The sequence below is a fragment of the Rhizobium sp. BK176 genome, from assembly GCF_024808055.1.
In genome coordinates this window covers 1-19,865 of record NZ_JANUBV010000046.1, presented here as the reverse complement: position 1 = coordinate 19,865, position 19,865 = coordinate 1, and the positions used below count along the sequence as shown (strand labels likewise).

Sequence of the window (19,865 nt, the reverse complement as noted above, 5' to 3'; positions counted from 1 at the left end):
TCAGCTTGCCGGCAGTGGCACGTTGATCAGTCCGGCTCACGCCGGAGAGCATGGGACCAGAGCCGTCCAGTTACACCACTGCAGTGGGCACGATCGCAAGGCATGAAGGGATGGTGCAAGGTCATCACCCTCCTTTCTGCTCACTGCGATCCGATAACTTATTGAAATGTCGCCTGGAACTTCTTGCCAAGGAAGTCTTTCAGCCATGACCAGCTGTTCCGGTTGACTGGCACCGACCAGAACGTTCGTTGTCAGATCGAACAAGCAACCTGATCTTGGTGAGTGGCCGCAACGTAGCTGGTGTCGGTTATTTTCGATCGCGGCCGGGCTAAGTCAAAGCAGACTTGACGGATCCGCGAGTTTGGGAAATGCTAAGATGTCAGACCAATTTGGTCGATTGCCTAAGAATAAAATGGGGAACCATGAGGGCATCAATGAGCGACAGGCCCGTGATCCGGCCACTACCGGCTATCGATCGCGCGCGTCAGGTGACGGACGCACTGGCGGATTACATCAAGAGCGCGCAACTGAAGGCTGGCGACCGCCTGCCGGCAGAGCGTGAACTGATGTCAGCACTGATGGTCGGCCGCTCAACCATTAGGGAGGCAATACGCCACTTCCAGGCCCTCGGCGTCATTGAAACGCGAAAGGGAAGCGGGACCTATCTGCTGAAACCGGTTTCCAAGGCGACGATCCACATGCCGCTGTCGCTTGATACCGGCCATCTGCGGGACGCCCTTCTACAGACGCTTGAGGTGCGTCGCGGGATAGAATGCGAGGCCTGCATGGTTGCCGCGAGAAAGCGGACCGACACGGATCTCGTCCTCATCGAACAGAACCTCAACGAGATGGAACGCGTCCATATCGAGAAAGGCACATCAGGCCCGGAAGACCTCGCCTTCCATCTCGCCATCTATGATGCGACCCACAATCCGCTTTTTCGCCAGCTTCTTGAACAGATGCGCGAAACCTTCTGGCAGTTCTGGGAACACCCGTTCGAGCGCGAGGATTTTGCTCGCCGCTCCTTTCCCTTTCATCGCACGCTCTTCAACGCCATCGCTGCCCAGGATGTTGAGGCCGCGCGAGAAGAAACACTGAAGATCCTCGATGTCGTCGAGGAAGATATCAAGGAAATGTCCAAATGAATAACGGCGCGAACGCGTTCGATCTTGCCTCGCTCATCACCGCACACGACGAAGGAAACTTCGCGGAAGCGGTCGTGCCGCCGATCTTCCAGACCTCGCTTTTCACCTTCTCGAACTATGACGACATGATCGCTTCCTATCGCGGCGAGAAGGTTCGCCCGATCTATACCCGCGGGCTCAATCCGACTGTTCGCATGTTTGAGGAAATGCTGGCAAAGCTTGAAGGAGCCGAAGACGCGTTAGGTTTTGCAAGCGGCATGGCGGCGATCTCGTCGACGGTGTTGTCCTTCGTCGAGCCGGGCGACCGTATCGTTGCGGTCAAACACGTCTATCCAGATGCCTTCCGGCTCTTCGGCACGATCTTGAAGCGCATGAAGGTCGAGGTGACCTATGTGGATGGCCGCGACGAAGAGGCCGTCGCAAAGGCACTGCCCGGAGCCAAGGTATTCTATATGGAAAGCCCAACGAGTTGGGTCATGGACGCCCACGACGTCGGTGCGCTCGCGGCACTCGCTAGGAAGCATGGCCTGGTCACGATGATCGACAACAGCTGGGCGAGCCCGTACTTCCAGCAGCCAATATCGCTCGGCGTCGATATCGTCATCCATTCGGCCTCGAAGTATCTCGGCGGCCACAGCGACGTCGTCGCTGGCGTCGTCGCTGGCTCCAAAGAGATGATCGCCCGCATCAAGGCGGAGGCCTATCCTTATCTCGGCGGCAAGCTCTCGCCCTTTGATGCGTGGCTTTTGATCCGCGGCCTGCGCACATTGCCGATCCGTATGCGCGCGCATGAGGCAGCTGCGATGACGATCGCCAAGCGGCTGAAGGAGCTCGACGTGGTGGAGACGGTTTGCCATCCGGGCCTTGCCAATCGCCTGCCGTCCGGTCTCAACGGCACTTCGGGCCTGTTTTCCTTCATATTCCGTGAGGGCGTCGATATTCGTGCCTTCGCCGATCACCTCAAGCTCTTCAAACTGGGAGTGAGCTGGGGTGGACATGAAAGCCTGATCGTACCAGGCGAGGTCGTCCTTCAGCAGAAGGCGCAACCGAATTCCGCGCATACCTTCGGGATCCATGCACGGTCCGTACGCCTCCACGTCGGTCTCGAAGGAACCGAGGCCCTGTGGAAGGACATCGAGGCGGCATTGGCGGTCGCCTCTTAAGTTCACAACCTGAAAAACCTGAAAAGGGGGAGCAAGCATGAAAAGACTGATCACCGCCACTTTACTCGCCACGATGATGGCCGGTACGGCACTCGCCGATACCACACTGAAACTGGTCGAGGTTATCACCAGCCCCGAGCGTACGGAGACGCTGAAGTCGATCGTCGGCAAGTTCGAGGCTGCAAACCCCGGGACCAAGGTCGACATCATCTCGCTGCCCTGGAACGAAGCCTTCCAGAAGTTCGCCACCATGGTTTCGGCCGGCGACACTCCCGACGTCATGGAAATGCCCGACACCTGGCTTTCCCTCTATGCCAACAACGGCATGCTCGAAAGCCTTGAACCTTACCTCGCCAAGTGGGAGCACACCAAGGGCCTGACGCCGCGCGCGCTTGAACTCGGCCGCGATGTCAAGAACACCGCCTACATGCTGCCTTACGGCTTCTACCTGCGTGCGCTGTTCTACAACAAGAACCTTTTCAAGGAAGCCGGCGTTTCCGAACCGCCGAAGACGCTCGACGATTTCGTGGCCGCCTCCGAAAAGGTCTCCAAGCTTCCCGGCAAGTCGGGTTACTGCCTGCGCGGCGGTCCGGGCGGCCTGAACGGCTGGGTGATGTTCGGCGCGACAATGGCCGGCTCCAACAAGTTCTTCAACGAGGATGGCACCTCGACGATGAACAGCGAAGGCTGGGCAAAGGGTCTCGAATGGGTCGTCGACCTCTACAAGAAGGGCCTGACGCCGAAGGACAGCGTCAACTGGGGCTTCAACGAAACCGTCGCCGGATTCTACTCCGGCACCTGCGCGATGCTCGACCAGGATCCGGACGCTCTGATCGCGGTTGCCCAGCGCATGAAGCCGGACGATTTCGGGGTGACCAAGATGCCAGTCGGTCCAAGCGGCAAGGGCTTCACCACAATCGGTTTCGCTGGCTGGTCGATGTTCACCACCAGCCAGAACAAGGATCTGTCCTGGAAGCTGATCGAGACGCTTGAATCGCCGGAAGGCAATATCGAGTGGAACAAGCGTACGGGCGCTCTTCCGGTTCACACCTCGGCCGAAAAGGACCCCTTCTACGCAGGCGATCAGTTCAAGGGTTGGTTCGAAGAGCTGGCCGACCCGAACATCGTTCCGACCGTGATGCCGACCTACCTGGAAGAGTTCGCCTTCTTCAAAGACTCGCTCGCCATCAAGACGACGCAGCAGGCGCTTCTCGGCGACATCACGCCGAAGGAGCTGGCTGACCAGTGGGCAGATTATCTGACCAAGGCGCAGCAGAAGTTCCTCGCCAAGAAGTAACGGCCCACCGGCGGCGGACCTGTCCGCCGCCTCTTTCACTGTCTTGCGACGGCGCAGATTGCGCCGCGAAACGGATTTTGCCTGATGACCCTCACTGCCGATACGCTGGAAAGGCGCCAGGACAGACGCCCCTGGCTGAAGCGCATCGCTGATGCCTCCGAACCCTACCTCTATAGTGCGCCGTCACTGGTCCTGATCATTGCGGTGATGCTGGTGCCACTGGTGATCGGGGTGTCCTATGCGTTTCGCGACATCCAGCTGCTCAATCCGTTTTCGGGCGGCTTCATCGGGCTCGAGCATTTCCGGGCGCTGTCGAAAGACGCAGCCTTCTATGGTGCGCTGAAGAATACGCTCTTGTGGACAGGCGCCTCCGTCCTGTTGCAATTCATCTTCGGCCTCATTCTGGCGCTGCTGCTCGACAAACCGTTCTGGGGCAGGGGCGTCGTGCAGGCTCTGGTCTTTCTGCCCTGGGCCGTTCCCTCCTTCCTCGCCGGCCTGAACTGGGCCTGGTTGTTCAATCCGGTGATAGGGCCGATCCCGCACTGGCTTTTTGCGCTTGGCCTGATGAGCGAACCCGCCAACATCCTCTCCGATCCGCAACATGCGATGTGGGGACCGATCATCGCCAACGTCTGGTGGGGCATTCCCTTCTTCGCGATCACCTTACTTGCCGCTCTCCAGGCAATTCCGCGTGATCTCTACGAGGCAGCTTCCATCGACGGCGCCGGCTGGTTCCAGCGCTTCCGCTCGATCACCTTGCCCTTCCTTGCGCCGACGATTGCCATCACCGTGCTGCTTCGCACCGTCTGGGTGTCCAACTTCGCCGACCTGATTGTCGTCATGACCGGCGGTGGGCCGGCCGACCGGACGCAGATCGTCGCAAGCTACATCTTCACGCAGGCGTTCAAGCGCCTGGACTTCGGATACGCCTCGGCGATCGCGCTGGTGCTGCTGGTGCTGCTGCTTGCCTATTCGATGCTGATCATCCTGCTGCGGCAGACCCTGCTGAACAAGGATTGATGCCATGAAGCGATCCATTCTCCCTACCATCGCGCATCGCCTGGCCATTCTCTGCTACATCGTCTTCGCGCTGTTTCCGCTGTTCTGGCTTCTCAAGGTATCGGTGACGCCGAACGACCTGCTCTATACCGAGGGCGTTCGGATGTGGCCGTCGCGCACGACCTGGGAACACTATTCCTTCGTCATCCAGCACAGCGCCTTCCCGACTTTCTTCAAGAACAGCCTGATCGTCTCGGCCTCGACGGCGATCGTCGTGACGATCTGCGCCTCTCTTTCCGGCTATGCGCTGTCGCGCTTTAACTTCCGGGCCAAGTATTGGATCGTCGCGTTAATGCTTTTGACGCAGATGTTCCCGCTCGTCATGCTGGTGGCCCCGATCTTCAAGATCCTGACGCCACTGCATCTGACGAACAGCCTCACCGGCCTCGTTGTCGTCTACACCGCCTTCAACGTGCCCTTCGCTACCTTCCTGATGCAGTCCTTCTTCGACGGCATTCCGAAGGATCTCGAGGAGGCGGCCATGATAGACGGTGCAACGCAGTTCACCGCCTTCCGGCAGATCATCCTGCCGCTGACGTTGCCCGGCATCGCGGCAACGCTCGGCTTCGTCTTCACCGCCGCGTGGAGCGAACTGCTCTTTGCCCTCATGCTGATCAACGGCAATGACGCGGCAACCTTCCCGGTCGGGCTTCTGACCTTTGTTTCCAAATTCTCCGTGGATTTCGGGCAGATGATGGCGGCGGGCGTGCTCGCGCTCATCCCGGCCGGTCTCTTCTTCCTGCTCATCCAGCGTTATCTCGTCCAGGGCCTGACGGCCGGCGCGGTCAAGGGTTAATCAAAATGGCATCGATCGATATCCAGAACGTCAAGAAGGCCTATGGTCCCGTCAAGGTGCTGCACGACGTCGACCTTAGGATCAAGGACGGCGAGTTCGTCGTGCTCGTCGGCCCATCCGGCTGCGGCAAGTCGACCCTGCTGCGAATGATCGCGGGACTCGAGGACGTCACCGGCGGTGAGATCCGCATTGCCGGCAACCGCGTCAACGAACTGCATCCGAAGGACCGTGACATCGCCATGGTGTTCCAGTCATACGCCCTTTATCCGCACATGAATGTCGCCGGCAACATGAGCTACAGCCTGAAGCTAAGAAAGACGGCCAAGGAAAAGATCTCCAGCGCTGTCGGTGCTGCCGCCTCCAAGCTCGGTCTCGACCCGCTGCTCGAACGCAGGCCGAAGGCGCTTTCAGGCGGTCAGCGTCAGCGCGTGGCCATGGGCCGCGCCATAGTGCGCCAACCGAAGGCCTTCCTCTTCGACGAGCCGCTGTCGAACCTCGACGCACGCCTGCGCGAACAGATGCGTGCCGAAATCAAGAAGCTGCATGGCGACCTCAAGGCGACGTCGATCTACGTCACCCACGACCAGATCGAGGCGATGACGCTCGCCGACCGGATCGTTGCCATGCACGGCGGCGTCGTGCAGCAGGTCGGCAGCCCGCTCGAGCTTTATGATACGCCTGCCAACCTCTTCGTCGCCGGCTTCATCGGCTCGCCGGGCATGAATTTCCTCGACGCGACCTATGCGGATGGTGGTGTTCGCCTGAAGGACGGAACGGTCGTCCCGCTCGCCGCACCCCTGTCACTCGCAAACGGCGCAAAGGTGACACTGGGGATTCGGCCGGAGCATGTGGTCATTACCGATCAGGGTGGCCTGAACGCGAACGTCGAATTGGTCGAACCGACCGGCTTCGGCATCATCCTGCACCTGTCGCTGCACGCTCTGCCATTCAAGATCTTCACGCTCGACCGGACCACGCTGACATCCGGTCCGACGATCAACGTGTCGTTCCCCGCGCAGCATCTGCACGTCTTCGACGCGGATGGAAACAGGGCAAAATAGGCGAGCAGCCTCAGCCGTGGGCGAGGCTGCCGCGCAGAACGGCACTATTGAAGTCTGGTCGCGGCGTCGGAATAACAACCGGTATCACGGCCTCCTTGCTGGCGGGCACCACCGCTTCGGTCGCCGGCAGCGCCGGTTCCGCACCTGAAATGGCCACTGTGCCCGGCATCGGGATCGGCACCGGAACGGTCGTCGGTACGAGTACCTCAAACTGCGCCGGCATCTTGCTCTGGCCAGGCAGGTAGTTCATCGCGACTTCGTAGGCGGGCAGGGGCGCCGGCGTCTGTAGCTCGCCGTCCCGCCCACGCTTCTCGTAGAACGCATTGCCGCCGGCAATCGTTACGTAGTGCATATTGCGATACGGGAACGACAGACCGTCTGTGTGGAAGAACATCGCGTTCTTGACGCCTGGATGCCGTTCGCCGCGGAAAATTGCATCTGCAGCGTCCGTCAGTTCGACCTCAGCCGTCGGCTCGACTTCGCGCGTCATCACGCCAGGCGCAAACTGCCTCTGTTGGGCAACGACGCCGCAGATTGAATCGGGATAGGCCCCCGATGTCAGACGGTTCATGACCACCGTTCCGACCGCCATGTAGCCGTCGCGATCAGAATGTTCGGATTCGAAGTACATTGCCCGCTTGAGGCAATCGCGGTCCTTGGCCGTGTAATTGAAAGTAACTTTGGTTGACTGCGCCGCTTGCGCCGCATTCTTGGGCTTGCTGACCTGGCTCGCCACCTTCGAAGCCGGTTGCTGTGCGGTCGTGCAGCCCGCCGCTGCCACGCCCGCCAACAGGATCCCGGCGAGAGATTTTCCCAACGCTATATGCGCCCTCAATGTCAGGTGCCCCCTATTTAGAGTAGTAAGCCCTTCTCGATTAAGTGGTCGCTTTTTTACCTGCGTTTAAGGTAAATTTCAAACCCAATCAGTATCACAATTTGATTTGGCCGCTTTTGGCCCGCCTGCACAGGCTGATTAGCGCTCTCGCCACCCACTGAAAACAGCGACACTTTCCATCACAGGTCACACTTTCAAAGCGGATGCAACCGCCGAAACCAGCGTGCCGCTCCAGCCTGATTCGATCGACTAACGACCGCGTCGGCCCTTCATTTGTCGTCGGACCGGAACAACTTCCATCGCGTTGGTCGAAAGGCGATCCTCGTGCGGTCGAGGGCGCCGGCCTGCGCTGGCGATAGTTCCAATTCGATCGGCGGATGCCCCTTGCGGATGTCGACCTCGATGTGGCGCGTACCAGCGACGCGCCGGCTCGTCGTCAGCAAACCGGCGATGCAGCCGCCACAGCCATCGCGCAATTCAATGTCGTGCGGCCGGAAATATAGTTGAGCGTCTCCATCCGCTTCGCCCTCGACCTTGAGGCCGAGCGGCCTATCCTCGAACCAGATCTCTCCACCGTTGACCCTGACGTCGAGACAGTTGGACTGTCCGACAAAGCCGAAGACGAAGGGGGAGTTCGGATTGTCGTAAACCTCATCGGGGGTTCCGACCTGCTCGATCGCGCCCTGGCTCATGACAACGACGCGGTCAGCAAGCTCCATCGCCTCGTCCTGGTCATGCGTGACGAAGACCGTCGTGTGACCCGTGCGATCATGGATCTCGCGCAGCCATTTGCGCAGATCCTTGCGAACTTGGGCGTCGAGGGCGCCGAAAGGCTCATCGAGCAGCAGTACATTCGGTTCGACCGCCATGGCGCGTGCGAGCGCGACGCGCTGGCGCTGGCCGCCGGAAAGCTGAGCCGGATAACGCTTCTCAAGACCCGAGAGCTGGACAAGTTCAAGCAACTCCAACGCCCGCCGGCGAATTTCCGCCTTGGGCGGGCGCCGTGAGCTATCGCGCACCTTCAGGCCAAAGGACACATTTTCCAGCACTGTCATATGCCTGAACAAGGCATAGTGTTGGAACACGAAGCCGATGTTGCGCTGCTGCACGGTCTTCTTTGACGCGTCCTCGTCTCCGAAATAGATCAACCCTTCCGTCGGGCTCTCCAGGCCAGCAATGAGCCGCAACAGCGTCGTCTTGCCCGATCCGGACGGGCCGAGCAGCGCGATCAACTCGCCGGAGCGGATATTGAGCGAGACGTCGTGCAGCGCCGGAAAGCGTTCGAATTCCTTGCGCAGGTTTTGTACGCGAACTTCCATTCTAATTCCTTCAGTGCCGTCGGCTGGCGGCGATTTCTTCGCTGTATCGCATCTCGAGCAGCGTCTTCAAAACAAGGGTTACGAGCGCAAGCAAGGCAAGCAGCGTGGCGACGGCGAACGCGCCGGTGAAATTGTACTCGTTATAGAGAATTTCCACCTGCAGCGGCATGGTGTTCGTCTGTCCCCGGATGTGACCGGAAACCACGGATACAGCCCCGAATTCGCCCATGGCGCGGGCATTGCAAAGCAATACACCATAGAGCAGGCCCCATTTGATATTAGGCAAGGTCACGTGCCAGAAGGTCTGCCAGCCGCTGGCGCCGAGCGAAATCGCCGCCTCTTCGTCGCTCGTACCTTGCTCTTGCATCAGCGGAATCAGTTCACGCGCCACGAACGGGAAGGTGACGAACATGGTCGCCAGGATCAATCCCGGCACGGCAAACAGGATCTTGATGTCATGAGCGCTCAGCCATTGGCCGAGGTGGGTGTTGGCACCAAGCAGCAAGACGAAAACGAGGCCGGAAATAACAGGCGAGACCGAAAACGGCAGGTCGATCAACGTTGTCAGGAAAGCCTTGCCCTTGAACTCGAACTTGGCAATCGCCCAGGCGGCCGCGATGCCAAAGGTCAGATTGAGGGGAACGCTGACGCCGGCCACGATGAGGGTCAGGCGAATAGCCGAAAAGGTCTCCTCGTCCTGCAGCGCCTCGAGGAACGGACCCGCACCCTTGCGGAACGCCTCGACGAAGACGGCCGCCAGCGGCAGAAGCAGGATCAGCGTCAGGAAGACCAGCGAGGCAAGGATCAGCGTCCAGCGCGCAAACCGATGTTCGGTGACGGCGGAGCGCACCTTTGTCGGCTGAAGGCTCGTATCAAACGCCATAGCCGTACCTCCGTCTGCGCCAGCTCTGGATGAGGTTGATGATCAGCAGCATGGCAAACGAAATCACCAGCATCATTGCGGCGATGCCCGTTGCTGCGGCATAGTTATATTCCTCGAGCTTGATGACAATCAGCAACGGTGCGATCTCCGACCGGAACGGAAGGTTGCCGGCAATGAAGATTACCGAGCCGTATTCGCCGACACCGCGGGCAAAGGCGAGAGCGAAGCCTGTCAGGGCCGGCGGCATCAAGCCCGGCAGCAGCACGCGGAAAATCGTCTGCAGGCGCGTGGCGCCAAGCGTTGCGGCAGCTTCCTCCACCTCCTTGTCGATCTCCTCCATGACAGGTTGAACCGTGCGCACCACGAAGGGCAAGCCGACAAAGACAAGCGCGATGACGATACCGAGTGGCGTGAAAGCGATCTTGATGCCCAGCGGCGTCAGGAACTGGCCGATCCAGCCGTTCGGCGCATAAAGGGTCGCCAGCGCGATACCAGCAACCGCGGTCGGCAACGCGAAAGGCAGATCGACCATTGCGTCGATGATGCGCTTGCCAGGGAACCGGTAGCGCACGAGCACCCAAGCCAGCACGACGCCGAAAACGACGTTGATGCAGGCGGCCGCAAAGGCGGCGCCAAAGCTGATGCGAAGGGCGCTCAGGGTACGAGGATCGAAGGCGATGGCGAAGAATTTTTCCCAGCCAAGCTCGCTCGACCGCCAGGCGAGGCCTGAAAGCGGGATGAGGATCAGAAGGGTGAGCCAGGTCAAGGTAAGGCCGAGCGCCATTCCAAAGCCTGGAATGACGCTCGGCCGTCTGAACCGCCACCGCGTGGGGCTATGTGATCTCATGCGACGTATTATTGTGCCGGCTTGTAGATTTGGTCAAATACGCCGCCATCGCCGAAGAACTTCGGCTGCGCTTCTTTCCAGCCGCCGAAATCGTCGATCGTCGCAAGTTTCAGGTTCGGGAAGCGCGCAATGTCAGCCTTGTCTGCAGCTTCCGGCTTGATCGGCCGATAGAAGTGCTTGGCCGCGATCTTTTGCCCCTCGTCCGAATAGAGATAGTTCAGATAGGCTTCGGCGACCTTGCGAGTGCCCTTTTTGTCGACATTGCCATCCACAACGGCGACCGGCGGGTCAGCCCGGATCGAGAACGCCGGGGTGACGATCTCGAACTGGTCGGGACCGAGCTCTTCGAGCGAAAGGTAGGCCTCGTTTTCCCAGGCCAGGAGAACGTCGCCGAGACCGCGCTGAACGAAGGTCGTCGTTGCACCGCGCGCGCCGGTGTCGAGAACCGGAACATGCTGCAGCAGCTTCGTCACGTATTCCTGCGCCTTGGCGTCATCACCACCATTCGCCTGCTTGGCCCAGGCCCAGGCCGCCAGGAAGTTCCAGCGCGCACCACCAGAGGTCTTCGGGTTCGGCGTAATCACCTGGACGTCGTCCTTTACCAGGTCGGCCCAGTCCTTGACGCCCTTCGGATTGCCCTTGCGAACCAGAAAGACGATCGTAGAGGTGTAAGGCGTCGAGTTATTCGGAAACTTCGTTTTCCAATCCGCAGGAATCTTGCCAGTCTTCTTAGCGATCGCATCAATGTCGCCCTCGAGGGCAAGGGTAACGACATCGGCATCAAGCCCATCGATGACCGACCGCGCCTGCGCGCCAGAGCCGCCATGCGAAGCCTTGATGGTAACAGCCTCACCGGTGTCCTTCTGCCACTTGGCAGCGAAGGCGGCATTGAAATCCTTATACAGTTCCCTCGTCGGATCGTAGGATACGTTGAGAAGCGTCTGATCCGCGAATGCGGGCGCGACGGCGCCGATTGCGACACTGCCTGCCAGCGCCACAGCCGCGAGAAGCCGTGTGATCCTTATTGACTGCATAGAAACCTCCTTCGTTGGTGGCCGAAACTCTACCAAGTTGGTCGTATAATGAAACGAAGAATCTTTCTGTTCCGCCATGCTCTCTGGAATGCCATCCCAATTGAAGCGCGCTTTCGAAATGGACTTGCTCGATTTGATGATCACAATTCCGGTAAAGCCTCGGACTAAGCTCGCGGAGGCCGAGCTGGGCATTGCCAGGAAGACGGAAAGCGCAACTTAACGCCCCGAAAATCTACCTGTTCGTCAAACGCGCGAGTCGGCCAGAAAATCCGAATAGAGCTCTTCGGCAGTCTTTGCCTTGCGCATGGCCGCCAGAATGCCCGGCGTCTGCAGCTGACGCGCGATTGCTGCCAGCACGTTCAGATACTCGCCGCGGCTTGCTTCGCCAAACAAAAGCGCGAAGACGATATCAGTCGGAACATCGTCCACCGCCTCGAAATCGAGTGGCCGGGCGTAGCGTAGCAGCAAGCCACGCGGATGCGTCATCCCCTCCACCACGGCATGCGGAACAGCGACACCATTGCCGATACCCGTCGAGCCAAGGCTCTCGCGGCTTTCCAAGGCGTGCAGTATCTTCTTTCCTTCAATTCCGAAGGCGAGGGCAGCTTTTTCGGCAATCGCCTGCAATCCTCTCCATTTCGTCGCAACCGAAACACCGATGAATGTGTGCTCAGGACGGATGATCAGCGAAAGGTCCATGAAGTCTCTCTTGTCATTTGTGCAAGGCCGCGTCGGCGGGCGCCGCGGCTGACACCCGATTAGCGCCGCTTCCAATGCCGCAAACTGATTTCCCGGGCCGACATTGTTCTGCGTTCATATGTCCAGACGAGATAAAGGTTCGAGCACGAAAGCCGACCTCAGATATAAACATCGCATAAGGATCGTCCAAATGTCTGGTGGACGCTCCAAGCTTTAATGCCCAGGGACGTCGCAGTCTGAGGGGCAAGGGCCTCGACCCTGGTCGTGCCGATCTGAAAAGATTGAGCAATTCATCGCATCATGAGCAAAAGCCTTCGAAACGCGATTGAACTTCGAAGGCTTCGGGCCCTATAGTGCTTGCCAAAGCCGCGCTGATTTGATCGGTGCGGGGAGGCAACGGGAAGGAAACAGAAGAATGGCCAAAGTCCGCGCGCTGGTGCTCGAACGCCAGCATGAACTTGCGCTCCGTGATATCGACCTGCCGATGGATACGGGTCCCGGCCAGGTGAAGATCAAGATCCACACGGTTGGCGTCTGCGGCTCCGATGTCCACTATTACACCCACGGCAAAATCGGCCCATTCGTCGTCAACGAGCCGATGGTGCTCGGTCATGAAGCCGCCGGCACGGTCGTCGAAGTCGGCGCTGGCGTGACGCATCTCGAGGTCGGCGACCGTGTCTGCATGGAACCCGGCATCCCCGATCCCAATTCCAAGGCGAGCCGGCTTGGCATGTATAATGTCGATCCCGCTGTCACCTTCTGGGCGACGCCACCGATCCACGGCATCCTGACATCAGAGGTCGTTCATCCCGCCAATTACACCTATAAGCTGCCCGACAATGTCAGCTTCGCAGAAGGCGCCATGGTTGAGCCCTTTGCAGTCGGCATGCAGGCCGCGACAAAGGCGAAGATCGTCCCCGGCGATACCGCCGTCGTCCTTGGCGCCGGCCCGATCGGCACCATGGTGGCGATCGCCGCGCTTGCCGGCGGCTGCGCCCGCGCCATCGTCGCCGACCTCGCTCAGCCGAAACTCGATATCGCCGCGCAGTATCAGGGTGTCATCCCCGTCAATATCCGCGAGAAGAACATCGTCGAGGAAGTTGCGCGCCTGACGGATGGCTGGGGCGCCGATGTGATCTTCGAATGCTCCGGCTCGCCGAAGGCTTGGGAGACCATCATGGAGCTGCCGAGACCGGGCGGCGTCATCGTTGCCGTCGGCCTGCCGGTCAATCCGATCGGCCTCGACGTATCGACCGCATCGACCAAGGAAATCCGCATCGAGACCGTCTTCCGATACGCCCACCAGTACGAACGCTCGATCGCCCTGCTTGGCTCCGGCCGTGTCGACCTGAAGCCGCTGATTTCCGAGACATTCGGCTTCGAGGATTCCATCACTGCCTTCGACCGCGCCGTCGAGGCGCGTCCAGGCGACGTGAAGCTGCAGATCGTGATGGAATAAATCGACGACGCGGCACGCACGGCGGCTCAAGGAAGAGCCGCCGAACCGAGATGCTGCGAGACAGGAAAATCTCCGTATGCCGGACCTCGTCGGGAACAGTCCGGAACGGCTCGCAGCGTCGGAAGGCGAAGGCTTCGTACAACGCGACGGCCTGCCTCATCTAGATCGTCGTGTGCGCCAGTTCGGTGCGCGGCTTGGCGAATCGCGTCCAGCGCCGCCGCCATCAAGGCATGACCGATGCGTCGCCCCCGAAAGGCTGGATCAACGTAGAATTTGTGGACTTCGCCTGCCTGTGCGTCAAAGGCGTTGAAACCGATGCAGCCGGCCGGCACGCCGCTCCAATTCGCAACGAGCATTAGCGCCTCCGCCGAGCCGAATTGCTGGGCGAGGCTATCGCCGGTCTGTCGGTGATAGAGTTAAGGATCAAGTCCGCCGGATCGGCCACATCCCATTCGCCAAGCGCCGGGGAGAAAAATGCGCAGGTCTCCCTCTTTGGTCCTCGCGACTGATATCGAGATCATCCTGCGCCCCTTCGTTGTCTTTGGCCCGAGACTTCAAGGCGTCAGTTCGTCTGCGCCCCCTCCGCATCAGCCCACTCACACTCGAATGCCAGTACAGGCCTTGCGAATCCCTTGAGATCCCGCCGTGATGCATTGGCGAAGAGATCGGCTGCGCCGTGCTCGCGAAAGATGTTCTCCGAAACCAGGATCTGATCGACCCCGGCCGCTGCACAAAGCCGCGCGGCCAGTTGCACGGTTGAGCCGAAGATGTCCCGGCTGTCCTCGATCGGCTCGCCACAATCAAGCCCGATCCTGACATGGATGGGTTCCGGCGTGCCGCCGTTGTAGATCCTGAATTCGCGCTGGATGCTGATCGCGCATCCGACGGCCGCGTGGGTGGAGATGAAGGAGGCCATGATGCCGTCACCGGTGTGCTTGACCTCCCGCCCTTCGCATTGTGCCAGGCAGCGGCGAACGATGGCATCGTGCGCCCGCACGAGTTCGGCAGCCATCCGGTCGCCAAGCCGCGATGTCATCTCCGTCGAGCCTACGATGTCGGTAAACAGGATCGCTCTATGGCCGGCATCCCGTTCGACGCCGGTCTCGCCGGCCTTCTGTTCAGGTTCGTGAATGCGTCCAAGAAACGCTTCGACAGCCGATAGCGCCACCTCGACTACTTCGCCGGCAATATAACCATGGGCTTCGCGATGCACGCACTGCGCGGTTTCGGCATCCGGCGCATCGATCAGACAGAATGCGGTCCCGCGCCGCTGGTCGTACCAATAGGTGAGGAACTTCACCCCATACCTATCTTCGACAGCCAGATCCTTGCGATGCGCTTCTGCAATGTCTTCTGCGGATGTACCCGCAAGATCATGCCGGTCCATGAAGATAGCCACGTTCGTGCATCCTTCGGAGAGCCCCTCAGCATTGGCCGCATCCTACGCCGTTGCCACCGCAACGTCCACAGCACGGGACGTCGAGCCTCAGAGCATCGTCGTGCCCACCACTTCGCAGAGCCAGCCGCGGAAGGAAGCCATCGCCGGGGTCTCCGGTCGGGACTGCAGCCGGGTTAGCCAATAGCTGCCCGTGGTGACAGTGATGTCGAAGGGTTGGCGGATCGCCTCGGCAAGCAGATGCCTGGAGAACATCAGCGTCGGCGCCAGCGCAACGCCGACGCCCTGCAGTGCGGCCTCCATCATGGCAAGCGATGAATCAAAGACGATGTTTTTCAACGGCAGCAGGCTCGCCTCCATCCCGGCGGCAGCAAACCATTGCGACCACTCATCGGCCCGATACGATCGCAGCAACGTCTGCTTCAGGAGGTCGCCCGGCGCGCTCAGTTGCGCGGCGATCTCGGGCACGCAGAGGGCTGATAGCGGCGCCTCCAAGAGCCGCAACGCCTCGATGCCATGCCACGCACCCGAACCGAAACGGATCGCGTAGTCCAGCCCCTCGGCGGCGATATCGACCCGGTTGTTGTTGGTTGAGAGGCGCAGATCGATGAAGGGGTACTGGGCTTGAAAGGCACGCAACCTCGGCAGCAGCCAGCCGACGGCAAAGGTGCCGACAGCGCCGATGCGCAGCACTTCGCGATAGTGCCCGCCCTCGAACTGCTCCAGTGTTCCGGCGATCCGGTCGAAGGCATCACGTAGCGCCGGCAGCAGTGTCTCGCCTTCGCTGGTCAGCATCAGCCCGCGAGGCAGCCGTTCGAACAGCGTCACATTCAACCGCGTTTCCAGGCTCTTGACCTGATGGCTGACGGCAGCCTGCGTGACGCAAAGCTCAATCGCGGCCTTGGTGAAGCTGAGGTGCCGGGCGGATGCTTCAAAAGCTCTGAGCGCATTCAGCGGCAGATGCGGACGAACCATTGGACACCCAAATTTTTCTAATGCTTCGCTCTAGATATCGTCGTTTGAGACGGGCGTACAGGCCTCGTATATCAATCGCGCCTGACCCGATCCGCTTCGTGAAAACCGCCGAAACCGTCGGATTGCCCGATATCTCAATGCATTTTGCATTGGACGCCCGCCGCGGTGCCGAGACACCGCGACTATTCCACCAACCCGAGGCACCGTATCCATTATGAAAAATATTTCGCAATCCACGCTTGGCATTCTCGCCACCGCTTCAGTCCTCATGGGCGCCGGCGCGCACGCCGCGGAACGCCAGAGCGAGCTTGCCGGCGTCGTCAACGCCATCGCCGTCCCTTTGATGGCGAAGAACAATATCCCCGGTATGGCAATTGCCGTCACAGTCGGCGGAAAGCGTTACACCTACAACTACGGCGTGGCGTCGAAGGCAAGCGGACAGAAGGTGACCGACGCGACGCTCTTTGAAATCGGCTCGGTCAGCAAGACCTTCACCGCAACCCTCGCGGGCTATGCTCAGGCGAGCGGCGACCTCTCCTTTACTGACAGTCCCGCCAAATATCTTCCGGAATTAGCCGCCAGCCGCCTTGCCGGTGCCACGATGCTCGACCTCGGCACCTACACGGCCGGTGGCTTGCCGCTGCAGTTCCCCGATGACGTCACCGACCACAAGGCGATGGTCGGTTACTACAAGAGCTGGAAGCCCGCCTATGCCCCGGGAACCTATCGTGTCTATTCCAATCCCAGCATCGGCTTGTTCGGCTACGCCGCCGCAAAGGCGATGGGTTGGCCCTTCGATGACCTGATGCAGCAGAAGCTTTTTTTGGCACTCGGCCTTAGCCATACCTTCATCACGGTTCCGAAGGCTGACGACGAGAACTACGCCTATGGATACTCAAAGGCTGGCAAGGCCATCCGTGTTTCGCCAGGCGTTTTGGATTCCGAGGCCTATGGCGTGAAAATGTCTGCAAGCGACATGCTGCGCTTTGTCGAAGCCAACATGGATGGCTCCAATCTCGACAAGACCACGCAATCGGCGCTCGCGGCGACCCATACCGGCTATTACAAGGTCGGCAGCATGACCCAGGGCCTCGGTTGGGAAATGTATAATTATCCCACCACCCTCGACCAGCTTTTGGCCGGCAACTCGGCCGACATGACACTGAAGGCCAATGAGATCGAGAAACTGTCGCCGCCAAGGCCGCCGGCGAACAATATGCTTCTGAACAAGACTGGATCGACCAACGGCTTCGGCGCCTATGTTGCCTTCGTGCCATCGAAGAGTATCGGCATCGTGCTCTTCGCCAACAAGAACTATCCGAACAGCGAGCGTGTAAAGGCGGCCTACAAGATATTGGCGACGCTCGACGACGATCTGCCGGCCGCCAACGCCGACTGAGCGTCTGCAGATAGGGGATAAGGCCGCACGGCTCCGGCAATGACATCAATGATTATAGCAGCCTTCGTCCACGCCGCACCGATCAACACGATAGTGAGCCGTCCGTCGCGGATAAACTGCAATGCTTTGCGGCGAGGGGGGATCGGCGCCGGGTGCGAAGGAAGGACGTGAGCTTCCGCATCAACGGTCCGCAGAAAATGGTCTCCCTCCAGTTGAACCTCGGACGTGCCTGTGTGGCACACATGGTCCCCCGAAGAAGCGAGGGCTCCCTCCGGCAGTGCTGCAGAGGGACCGGAGTTGCGGGCATAAACCGCCGAACGGGGCGCTCGGAAGCGCCATATTGTTTTTACTTCAGCAAGGCAATTTTCGGCGCCCCGTCTGAGTGAAGTGCAGCCTGATCGCCGCCTAAACCGCCTTCAGATCTCCCAGCAGTGTCGGGATCAACTCGGACACCGTCGGATGGATTGGTACCGCCCATTTCAGCACCGGGTAGGGGGCCTTGGCGTTCATCGCGTCGATGAAGCCGTGGATCGCCTCGTCACCCTCGATCCCAAGGATCGCAGCACCGAGAATCTGTTGCGTCTCTGCGTCGGCGATCACCTTCATCAAGCCCTTGGTCTCGGCGCGCTCATTGGCTCGGCCGACCCGGCTCATCGGACGGGTGGAGATCATGATCTTGCGGCCGGTGGCGCGGGCTTCCTTCTCGCTCATCCCGACACGACCGAGCGGTGGGTCGATGTAGAGCGCATAGGCGAGGATGCGGTCACTGAGCTTGCGGTCCTCACCGTCCAGCAGGTTGGCGGCAGCGATCTCGAAGTCGTTGTAGGACGTATGGGTAAAGGCCCCTCGGCCGTTGCAGTCGCCGAGCGCCCAGATGCCCTCGACATTGGTGGCAAGTCTGTCGTCGACGGTGATGTAGCCTCGCCGGTCAGTGGCAACACCGGCCTTGTCGAGCCCGAGGTCGCCAGTGTTCGGCGTGCGGCCGGTGGCCACAAGCACATGGCTTGCCTCGATCGGCGATTGACCATTGCCGATGCTGACCTCGATCCCGTCGGTCGTCGTCGCGAAGCCGATCCCATCGGCGTCCGTGTGCACGGCTATTCCTTCCGAGCGCAGAATGTCGGCGATCGCATCGGAGATGTCAGCGTCCTCGCGCGACGCGAGCTTCGGGCCACGCTCGATCACCGTCACCTCGGCGCCGAAGCGGCGATACATCTGTGCGAATTCGAGCCCGATATAGCTGCCGCCGATGACGGCAAGATGCCGCGGAAGCTGGTCGAGATGGATGATCGACGTGCTCGTCAGGTAATCGATACTGCCGATCCCTTGCATATCCGGAATGGTCGGCCGCGCACCGACGTTCAGGAAGATCTTCGGAGCCGTCAGCGTGTCGCCATTGACCGTCACCGTACGGGCGTCCTCGAAACGGGCGTGGCCGTAGATGACGGTCATGCCGTCCATGCCGGCAAACCAGTTGATGAGCCCATTGCGGGCGTTCATCGTGACGGCCTCGGCACGCTTGCGCACCACGGTCATGTCAATATCGATGGCGCCCGGGATCAGCACACCATAATCAGCGCCGCGCCGCGCCACATGGGCGGCCCGGGCGCTGGCCACCAGCGTCTTCGTCGGCATGCAGCCGGCGTTGACGCAGGTGCCGCCGAGGAACTTTCGTTCGATCAACGCCACCTTCATGCCCTTCGCAACCATGCGGGCCGCAAGGAAGGGACCGGACTGGCCGGCCCCGATGACGATGGCGTCGAAACTTGGCATCACACTGCTCCCACGATGATGAGCGCGCCGATGATCGCAACCGCGTCCTCGATCAGCGCTGCCGGTCTATCCTTGCCGAAGGCAGCGGCAAGCTTACCACGAGCCACCGCACCGCCAAGCGTGCCGACAACGGCACCGACAATGCCTGCGATCAGCCCGCCTGCGAGCGAGGCGCCGGAGGCGCCGATCGTGGCGCCGGTCAGCGCACCCATGATGATGCGCGCAGAGAACTGCATCGGTACCTTGCGGGAAGGCGTCGAGGGCAGCTGGTCGGTAATCAGTTCGACCACGGCAAGCAGGCTGAACACCCACGGCGTCCAGCGATATCCCATAAAAGCAAGCGGTGTCTGCGAGACATCAAACCAGCTGAGAGCCACGCCCCAGGCAACGGCGGCCGGCGCCATCATGGCCCGAAGCCCTGCGACAATGCCGATCAAAAATGCGAGAAACAAAAGCATGTGACCCATCTCCTATGCCGCGCACAATTTAATCGCGGTCATGGAAAGCTGGCACAATGTCGCGCGGCTTTCAATTTGCCCGATGGTTGGCTTGACTCAATTCGCGAATGCGGCAATGCCGGTGACGGCGCGGCCGAGGATCAGCGCGTGGACGTCATGTGTCCCCTCATATGTGTTGACCACCTCGAGGTTGACGAGATGGCGGGCAATGCCGAACTCGTCGGAGATGCCGTTGCCGCCGAGCATGTCGCGGGCAAGCCTTGCGAT

Annotated in this window: 20 protein-coding genes; 8 read left to right on the top strand and 12 right to left on the bottom strand. The window is 60.3% G+C overall.

What is annotated here, in order from left to right; all coding sequences use genetic code 11:
• Positions 1-422: 422 nt before the first annotated feature.
• From FHT76_RS40315 to FHT76_RS40290, 6 genes are all read left to right on the top strand, one after another.
• On the top strand, positions 423-1,145 hold the full coding sequence (locus FHT76_RS40315; RefSeq protein ID WP_183759271.1) for a FadR/GntR family transcriptional regulator: 723 nt from the start codon (positions 423-425) through the stop codon (positions 1,143-1,145).
• Positions 1,142-2,308, top strand: a complete 1,167-nt coding sequence (locus tag FHT76_RS40310) for a PLP-dependent transferase (RefSeq protein WP_183759270.1) — start codon at positions 1,142-1,144, stop codon at positions 2,306-2,308. Before FHT76_RS40315 ends, FHT76_RS40310 begins: the two co-directional genes overlap by 4 nt.
• 37 nt (positions 2,309-2,345) lie before the next feature.
• Positions 2,346-3,605 (top strand): sugar ABC transporter substrate-binding protein, encoded by a 1,260-nt coding sequence (locus FHT76_RS40305; RefSeq protein WP_028758894.1) that lies wholly within the window; start codon positions 2,346-2,348, stop codon positions 3,603-3,605.
• A gap of 84 nt (positions 3,606-3,689) precedes the next feature.
• Complete coding sequence (locus FHT76_RS40300; protein ID WP_183759269.1) at positions 3,690-4,625, top strand: carbohydrate ABC transporter permease; 936 nt, start codon at positions 3,690-3,692, stop codon at positions 4,623-4,625.
• Between the two features lie 4 nt (positions 4,626-4,629).
• Positions 4,630-5,460: a carbohydrate ABC transporter permease gene (locus FHT76_RS40295; RefSeq protein ID WP_016557617.1), complete on the top strand. Its 831-nt coding sequence runs from the start codon at positions 4,630-4,632 to the stop codon at positions 5,458-5,460.
• A gap of 5 nt (positions 5,461-5,465) precedes the next feature.
• Positions 5,466-6,521: an ABC transporter ATP-binding protein gene (locus FHT76_RS40290; protein ID WP_259186831.1), complete on the top strand. Its 1,056-nt coding sequence runs from the start codon at positions 5,466-5,468 to the stop codon at positions 6,519-6,521.
• 10 nt (positions 6,522-6,531) lie between these two features.
• Here FHT76_RS40290 and FHT76_RS40285 read toward each other — a convergent pair whose 3' ends face one another.
• The 6 genes from FHT76_RS40285 to FHT76_RS40260 all read right to left on the bottom strand — a co-directional run bounded on the left by FHT76_RS40285 (position 6,532) and on the right by FHT76_RS40260 (position 12,138).
• A complete protein-coding gene (locus tag FHT76_RS40285; RefSeq protein ID WP_183759266.1) occupies positions 6,532-7,356 on the bottom strand; it encodes a cell wall hydrolase in 825 nt (274 codons plus the stop codon).
• 269 nt (positions 7,357-7,625) lie between these two features.
• Positions 7,626-8,675: a sulfate/molybdate ABC transporter ATP-binding protein gene (locus FHT76_RS40280; RefSeq protein WP_259186830.1), complete on the bottom strand. Its 1,050-nt coding sequence runs from the start codon at positions 8,673-8,675 to the stop codon at positions 7,626-7,628.
• Between the two features lie 10 nt (positions 8,676-8,685).
• Positions 8,686-9,558, bottom strand: a complete 873-nt coding sequence (gene cysW, locus FHT76_RS40275) for a sulfate ABC transporter permease subunit CysW (RefSeq protein ID WP_183759264.1) — start codon at positions 9,556-9,558, stop codon at positions 8,686-8,688.
• Complete coding sequence (gene cysT / locus FHT76_RS40270) at positions 9,548-10,405, bottom strand: sulfate ABC transporter permease subunit CysT (protein ID WP_183759263.1); 858 nt, start codon at positions 10,403-10,405, stop codon at positions 9,548-9,550. Before cysT ends, cysW begins: the two co-directional genes overlap by 11 nt.
• Before the next feature lie 8 nt (positions 10,406-10,413).
• Complete coding sequence (locus FHT76_RS40265) at positions 10,414-11,439, bottom strand: sulfate ABC transporter substrate-binding protein (RefSeq protein ID WP_183759262.1); 1,026 nt, start codon at positions 11,437-11,439, stop codon at positions 10,414-10,416.
• Positions 11,440-11,682: 243 nt separating this feature from the next.
• Positions 11,683-12,138 carry a PTS sugar transporter subunit IIA gene (locus FHT76_RS40260; protein WP_183759261.1) on the bottom strand — a complete coding sequence of 152 codons (456 nt, stop codon included), beginning with the start codon at positions 12,136-12,138 and terminating at the stop codon, positions 11,683-11,685.
• Positions 12,139-12,553: 415 nt separating this feature from the next.
• On the opposite strand from FHT76_RS40260, the gene FHT76_RS40255 reads away from it, so the two are divergent.
• Positions 12,554-13,597, top strand: coding sequence for an NAD(P)-dependent alcohol dehydrogenase (locus tag FHT76_RS40255; RefSeq protein ID WP_183759260.1), 1,044 nt, complete (start codon positions 12,554-12,556; stop codon positions 13,595-13,597).
• A gap of 26 nt (positions 13,598-13,623) precedes the next feature.
• Here the strand turns inward: FHT76_RS40255 and FHT76_RS41610 are convergent, their stop codons facing one another.
• The 3 genes from FHT76_RS41610 to FHT76_RS40245 form a co-directional block, all read right to left on the bottom strand.
• Positions 13,624-13,953, bottom strand: coding sequence for a GNAT family N-acetyltransferase (locus tag FHT76_RS41610; RefSeq protein ID WP_183759259.1), 330 nt, complete (start codon positions 13,951-13,953; stop codon positions 13,624-13,626).
• Between the two features lie 206 nt (positions 13,954-14,159).
• Entirely contained in the window at positions 14,160-14,996 is an 837-nt protein-coding gene (locus FHT76_RS40250) for a nickel-binding protein (protein ID WP_183759258.1), read from the bottom strand.
• A gap of 87 nt (positions 14,997-15,083) precedes the next feature.
• The gene (locus tag FHT76_RS40245) at positions 15,084-15,968 is read right to left on the bottom strand and encodes a LysR family transcriptional regulator (RefSeq protein ID WP_183759257.1); all 885 of its coding nucleotides are present in this window, start codon (positions 15,966-15,968) and stop codon (positions 15,084-15,086) included.
• Between the two features lie 214 nt (positions 15,969-16,182).
• On the opposite strand from FHT76_RS40245, the gene ampC reads away from it, so the two are divergent.
• On the top strand, positions 16,183-17,367 hold the full coding sequence (ampC, locus tag FHT76_RS40240; RefSeq protein WP_183759256.1) for a class C beta-lactamase: 1,185 nt from the start codon (positions 16,183-16,185) through the stop codon (positions 17,365-17,367).
• Between the two features lie 405 nt (positions 17,368-17,772).
• Here the strand turns inward: ampC and FHT76_RS40235 are convergent, their stop codons facing one another.
• The 3 genes from FHT76_RS40235 to FHT76_RS40225 form a co-directional block, all read right to left on the bottom strand.
• Positions 17,773-19,140 (bottom strand): FAD-containing oxidoreductase, encoded by a 1,368-nt coding sequence (locus FHT76_RS40235; RefSeq protein WP_183759255.1) that lies wholly within the window; start codon positions 19,138-19,140, stop codon positions 17,773-17,775.
• Positions 19,140-19,598: a DUF4126 domain-containing protein gene (locus FHT76_RS40230; RefSeq protein WP_183759254.1), complete on the bottom strand. Its 459-nt coding sequence runs from the start codon at positions 19,596-19,598 to the stop codon at positions 19,140-19,142. Before FHT76_RS40230 ends, FHT76_RS40235 begins: the two co-directional genes overlap by 1 nt.
• A gap of 96 nt (positions 19,599-19,694) precedes the next feature.
• A partial coding sequence (locus FHT76_RS40225) for an acyl-CoA dehydrogenase family protein (RefSeq protein ID WP_259186835.1) occupies positions 19,695-19,865 on the bottom strand: 171 nt, incomplete at its 5' end.

Coding starts and splice junctions, on each gene's coding strand:
- FHT76_RS40315 (WP_183759271.1), top strand. CDS start 423: ATGAGGGCATCAATGAGCGACAGGCCCGTGATCCGGCCACTACCGGCT.
- FHT76_RS40310 (WP_183759270.1), top strand. CDS start 1,142: ATGAATAACGGCGCGAACGCGTTCGATCTTGCCTCGCTCATCACCGCA.
- FHT76_RS40305 (WP_028758894.1), top strand. CDS start 2,346: ATGAAAAGACTGATCACCGCCACTTTACTCGCCACGATGATGGCCGGT.
- FHT76_RS40300 (WP_183759269.1), top strand. CDS start 3,690: ATGACCCTCACTGCCGATACGCTGGAAAGGCGCCAGGACAGACGCCCC.
- FHT76_RS40295 (WP_016557617.1), top strand. CDS start 4,630: ATGAAGCGATCCATTCTCCCTACCATCGCGCATCGCCTGGCCATTCTC.
- FHT76_RS40290 (WP_259186831.1), top strand. CDS start 5,466: ATGGCATCGATCGATATCCAGAACGTCAAGAAGGCCTATGGTCCCGTC.
- FHT76_RS40280 (WP_259186830.1), bottom strand. CDS start 8,675: ATGGAAGTTCGCGTACAAAACCTGCGCAAGGAATTCGAACGCTTTCCG.
- cysW (WP_183759264.1), bottom strand. CDS start 9,558: ATGGCGTTTGATACGAGCCTTCAGCCGACAAAGGTGCGCTCCGCCGTC.
- cysT (WP_183759263.1), bottom strand. CDS start 10,405: ATGAGATCACATAGCCCCACGCGGTGGCGGTTCAGACGGCCGAGCGTC.
- FHT76_RS40265 (WP_183759262.1), bottom strand. CDS start 11,439: ATGCAGTCAATAAGGATCACACGGCTTCTCGCGGCTGTGGCGCTGGCA.
- FHT76_RS40260 (WP_183759261.1), bottom strand. CDS start 12,138: ATGGACCTTTCGCTGATCATCCGTCCTGAGCACACATTCATCGGTGTT.
- FHT76_RS40255 (WP_183759260.1), top strand. CDS start 12,554: ATGGCCAAAGTCCGCGCGCTGGTGCTCGAACGCCAGCATGAACTTGCG.
- FHT76_RS41610 (WP_183759259.1), bottom strand. CDS start 13,953: ATGCTCGTTGCGAATTGGAGCGGCGTGCCGGCCGGCTGCATCGGTTTC.
- FHT76_RS40245 (WP_183759257.1), bottom strand. CDS start 15,968: ATGGTTCGTCCGCATCTGCCGCTGAATGCGCTCAGAGCTTTTGAAGCA.
- ampC (WP_183759256.1), top strand. CDS start 16,183: ATGAAAAATATTTCGCAATCCACGCTTGGCATTCTCGCCACCGCTTCA.
- FHT76_RS40235 (WP_183759255.1), bottom strand. CDS start 19,140: ATGCCAAGTTTCGACGCCATCGTCATCGGGGCCGGCCAGTCCGGTCCC.
- FHT76_RS40230 (WP_183759254.1), bottom strand. CDS start 19,598: ATGCTTTTGTTTCTCGCATTTTTGATCGGCATTGTCGCAGGGCTTCGG.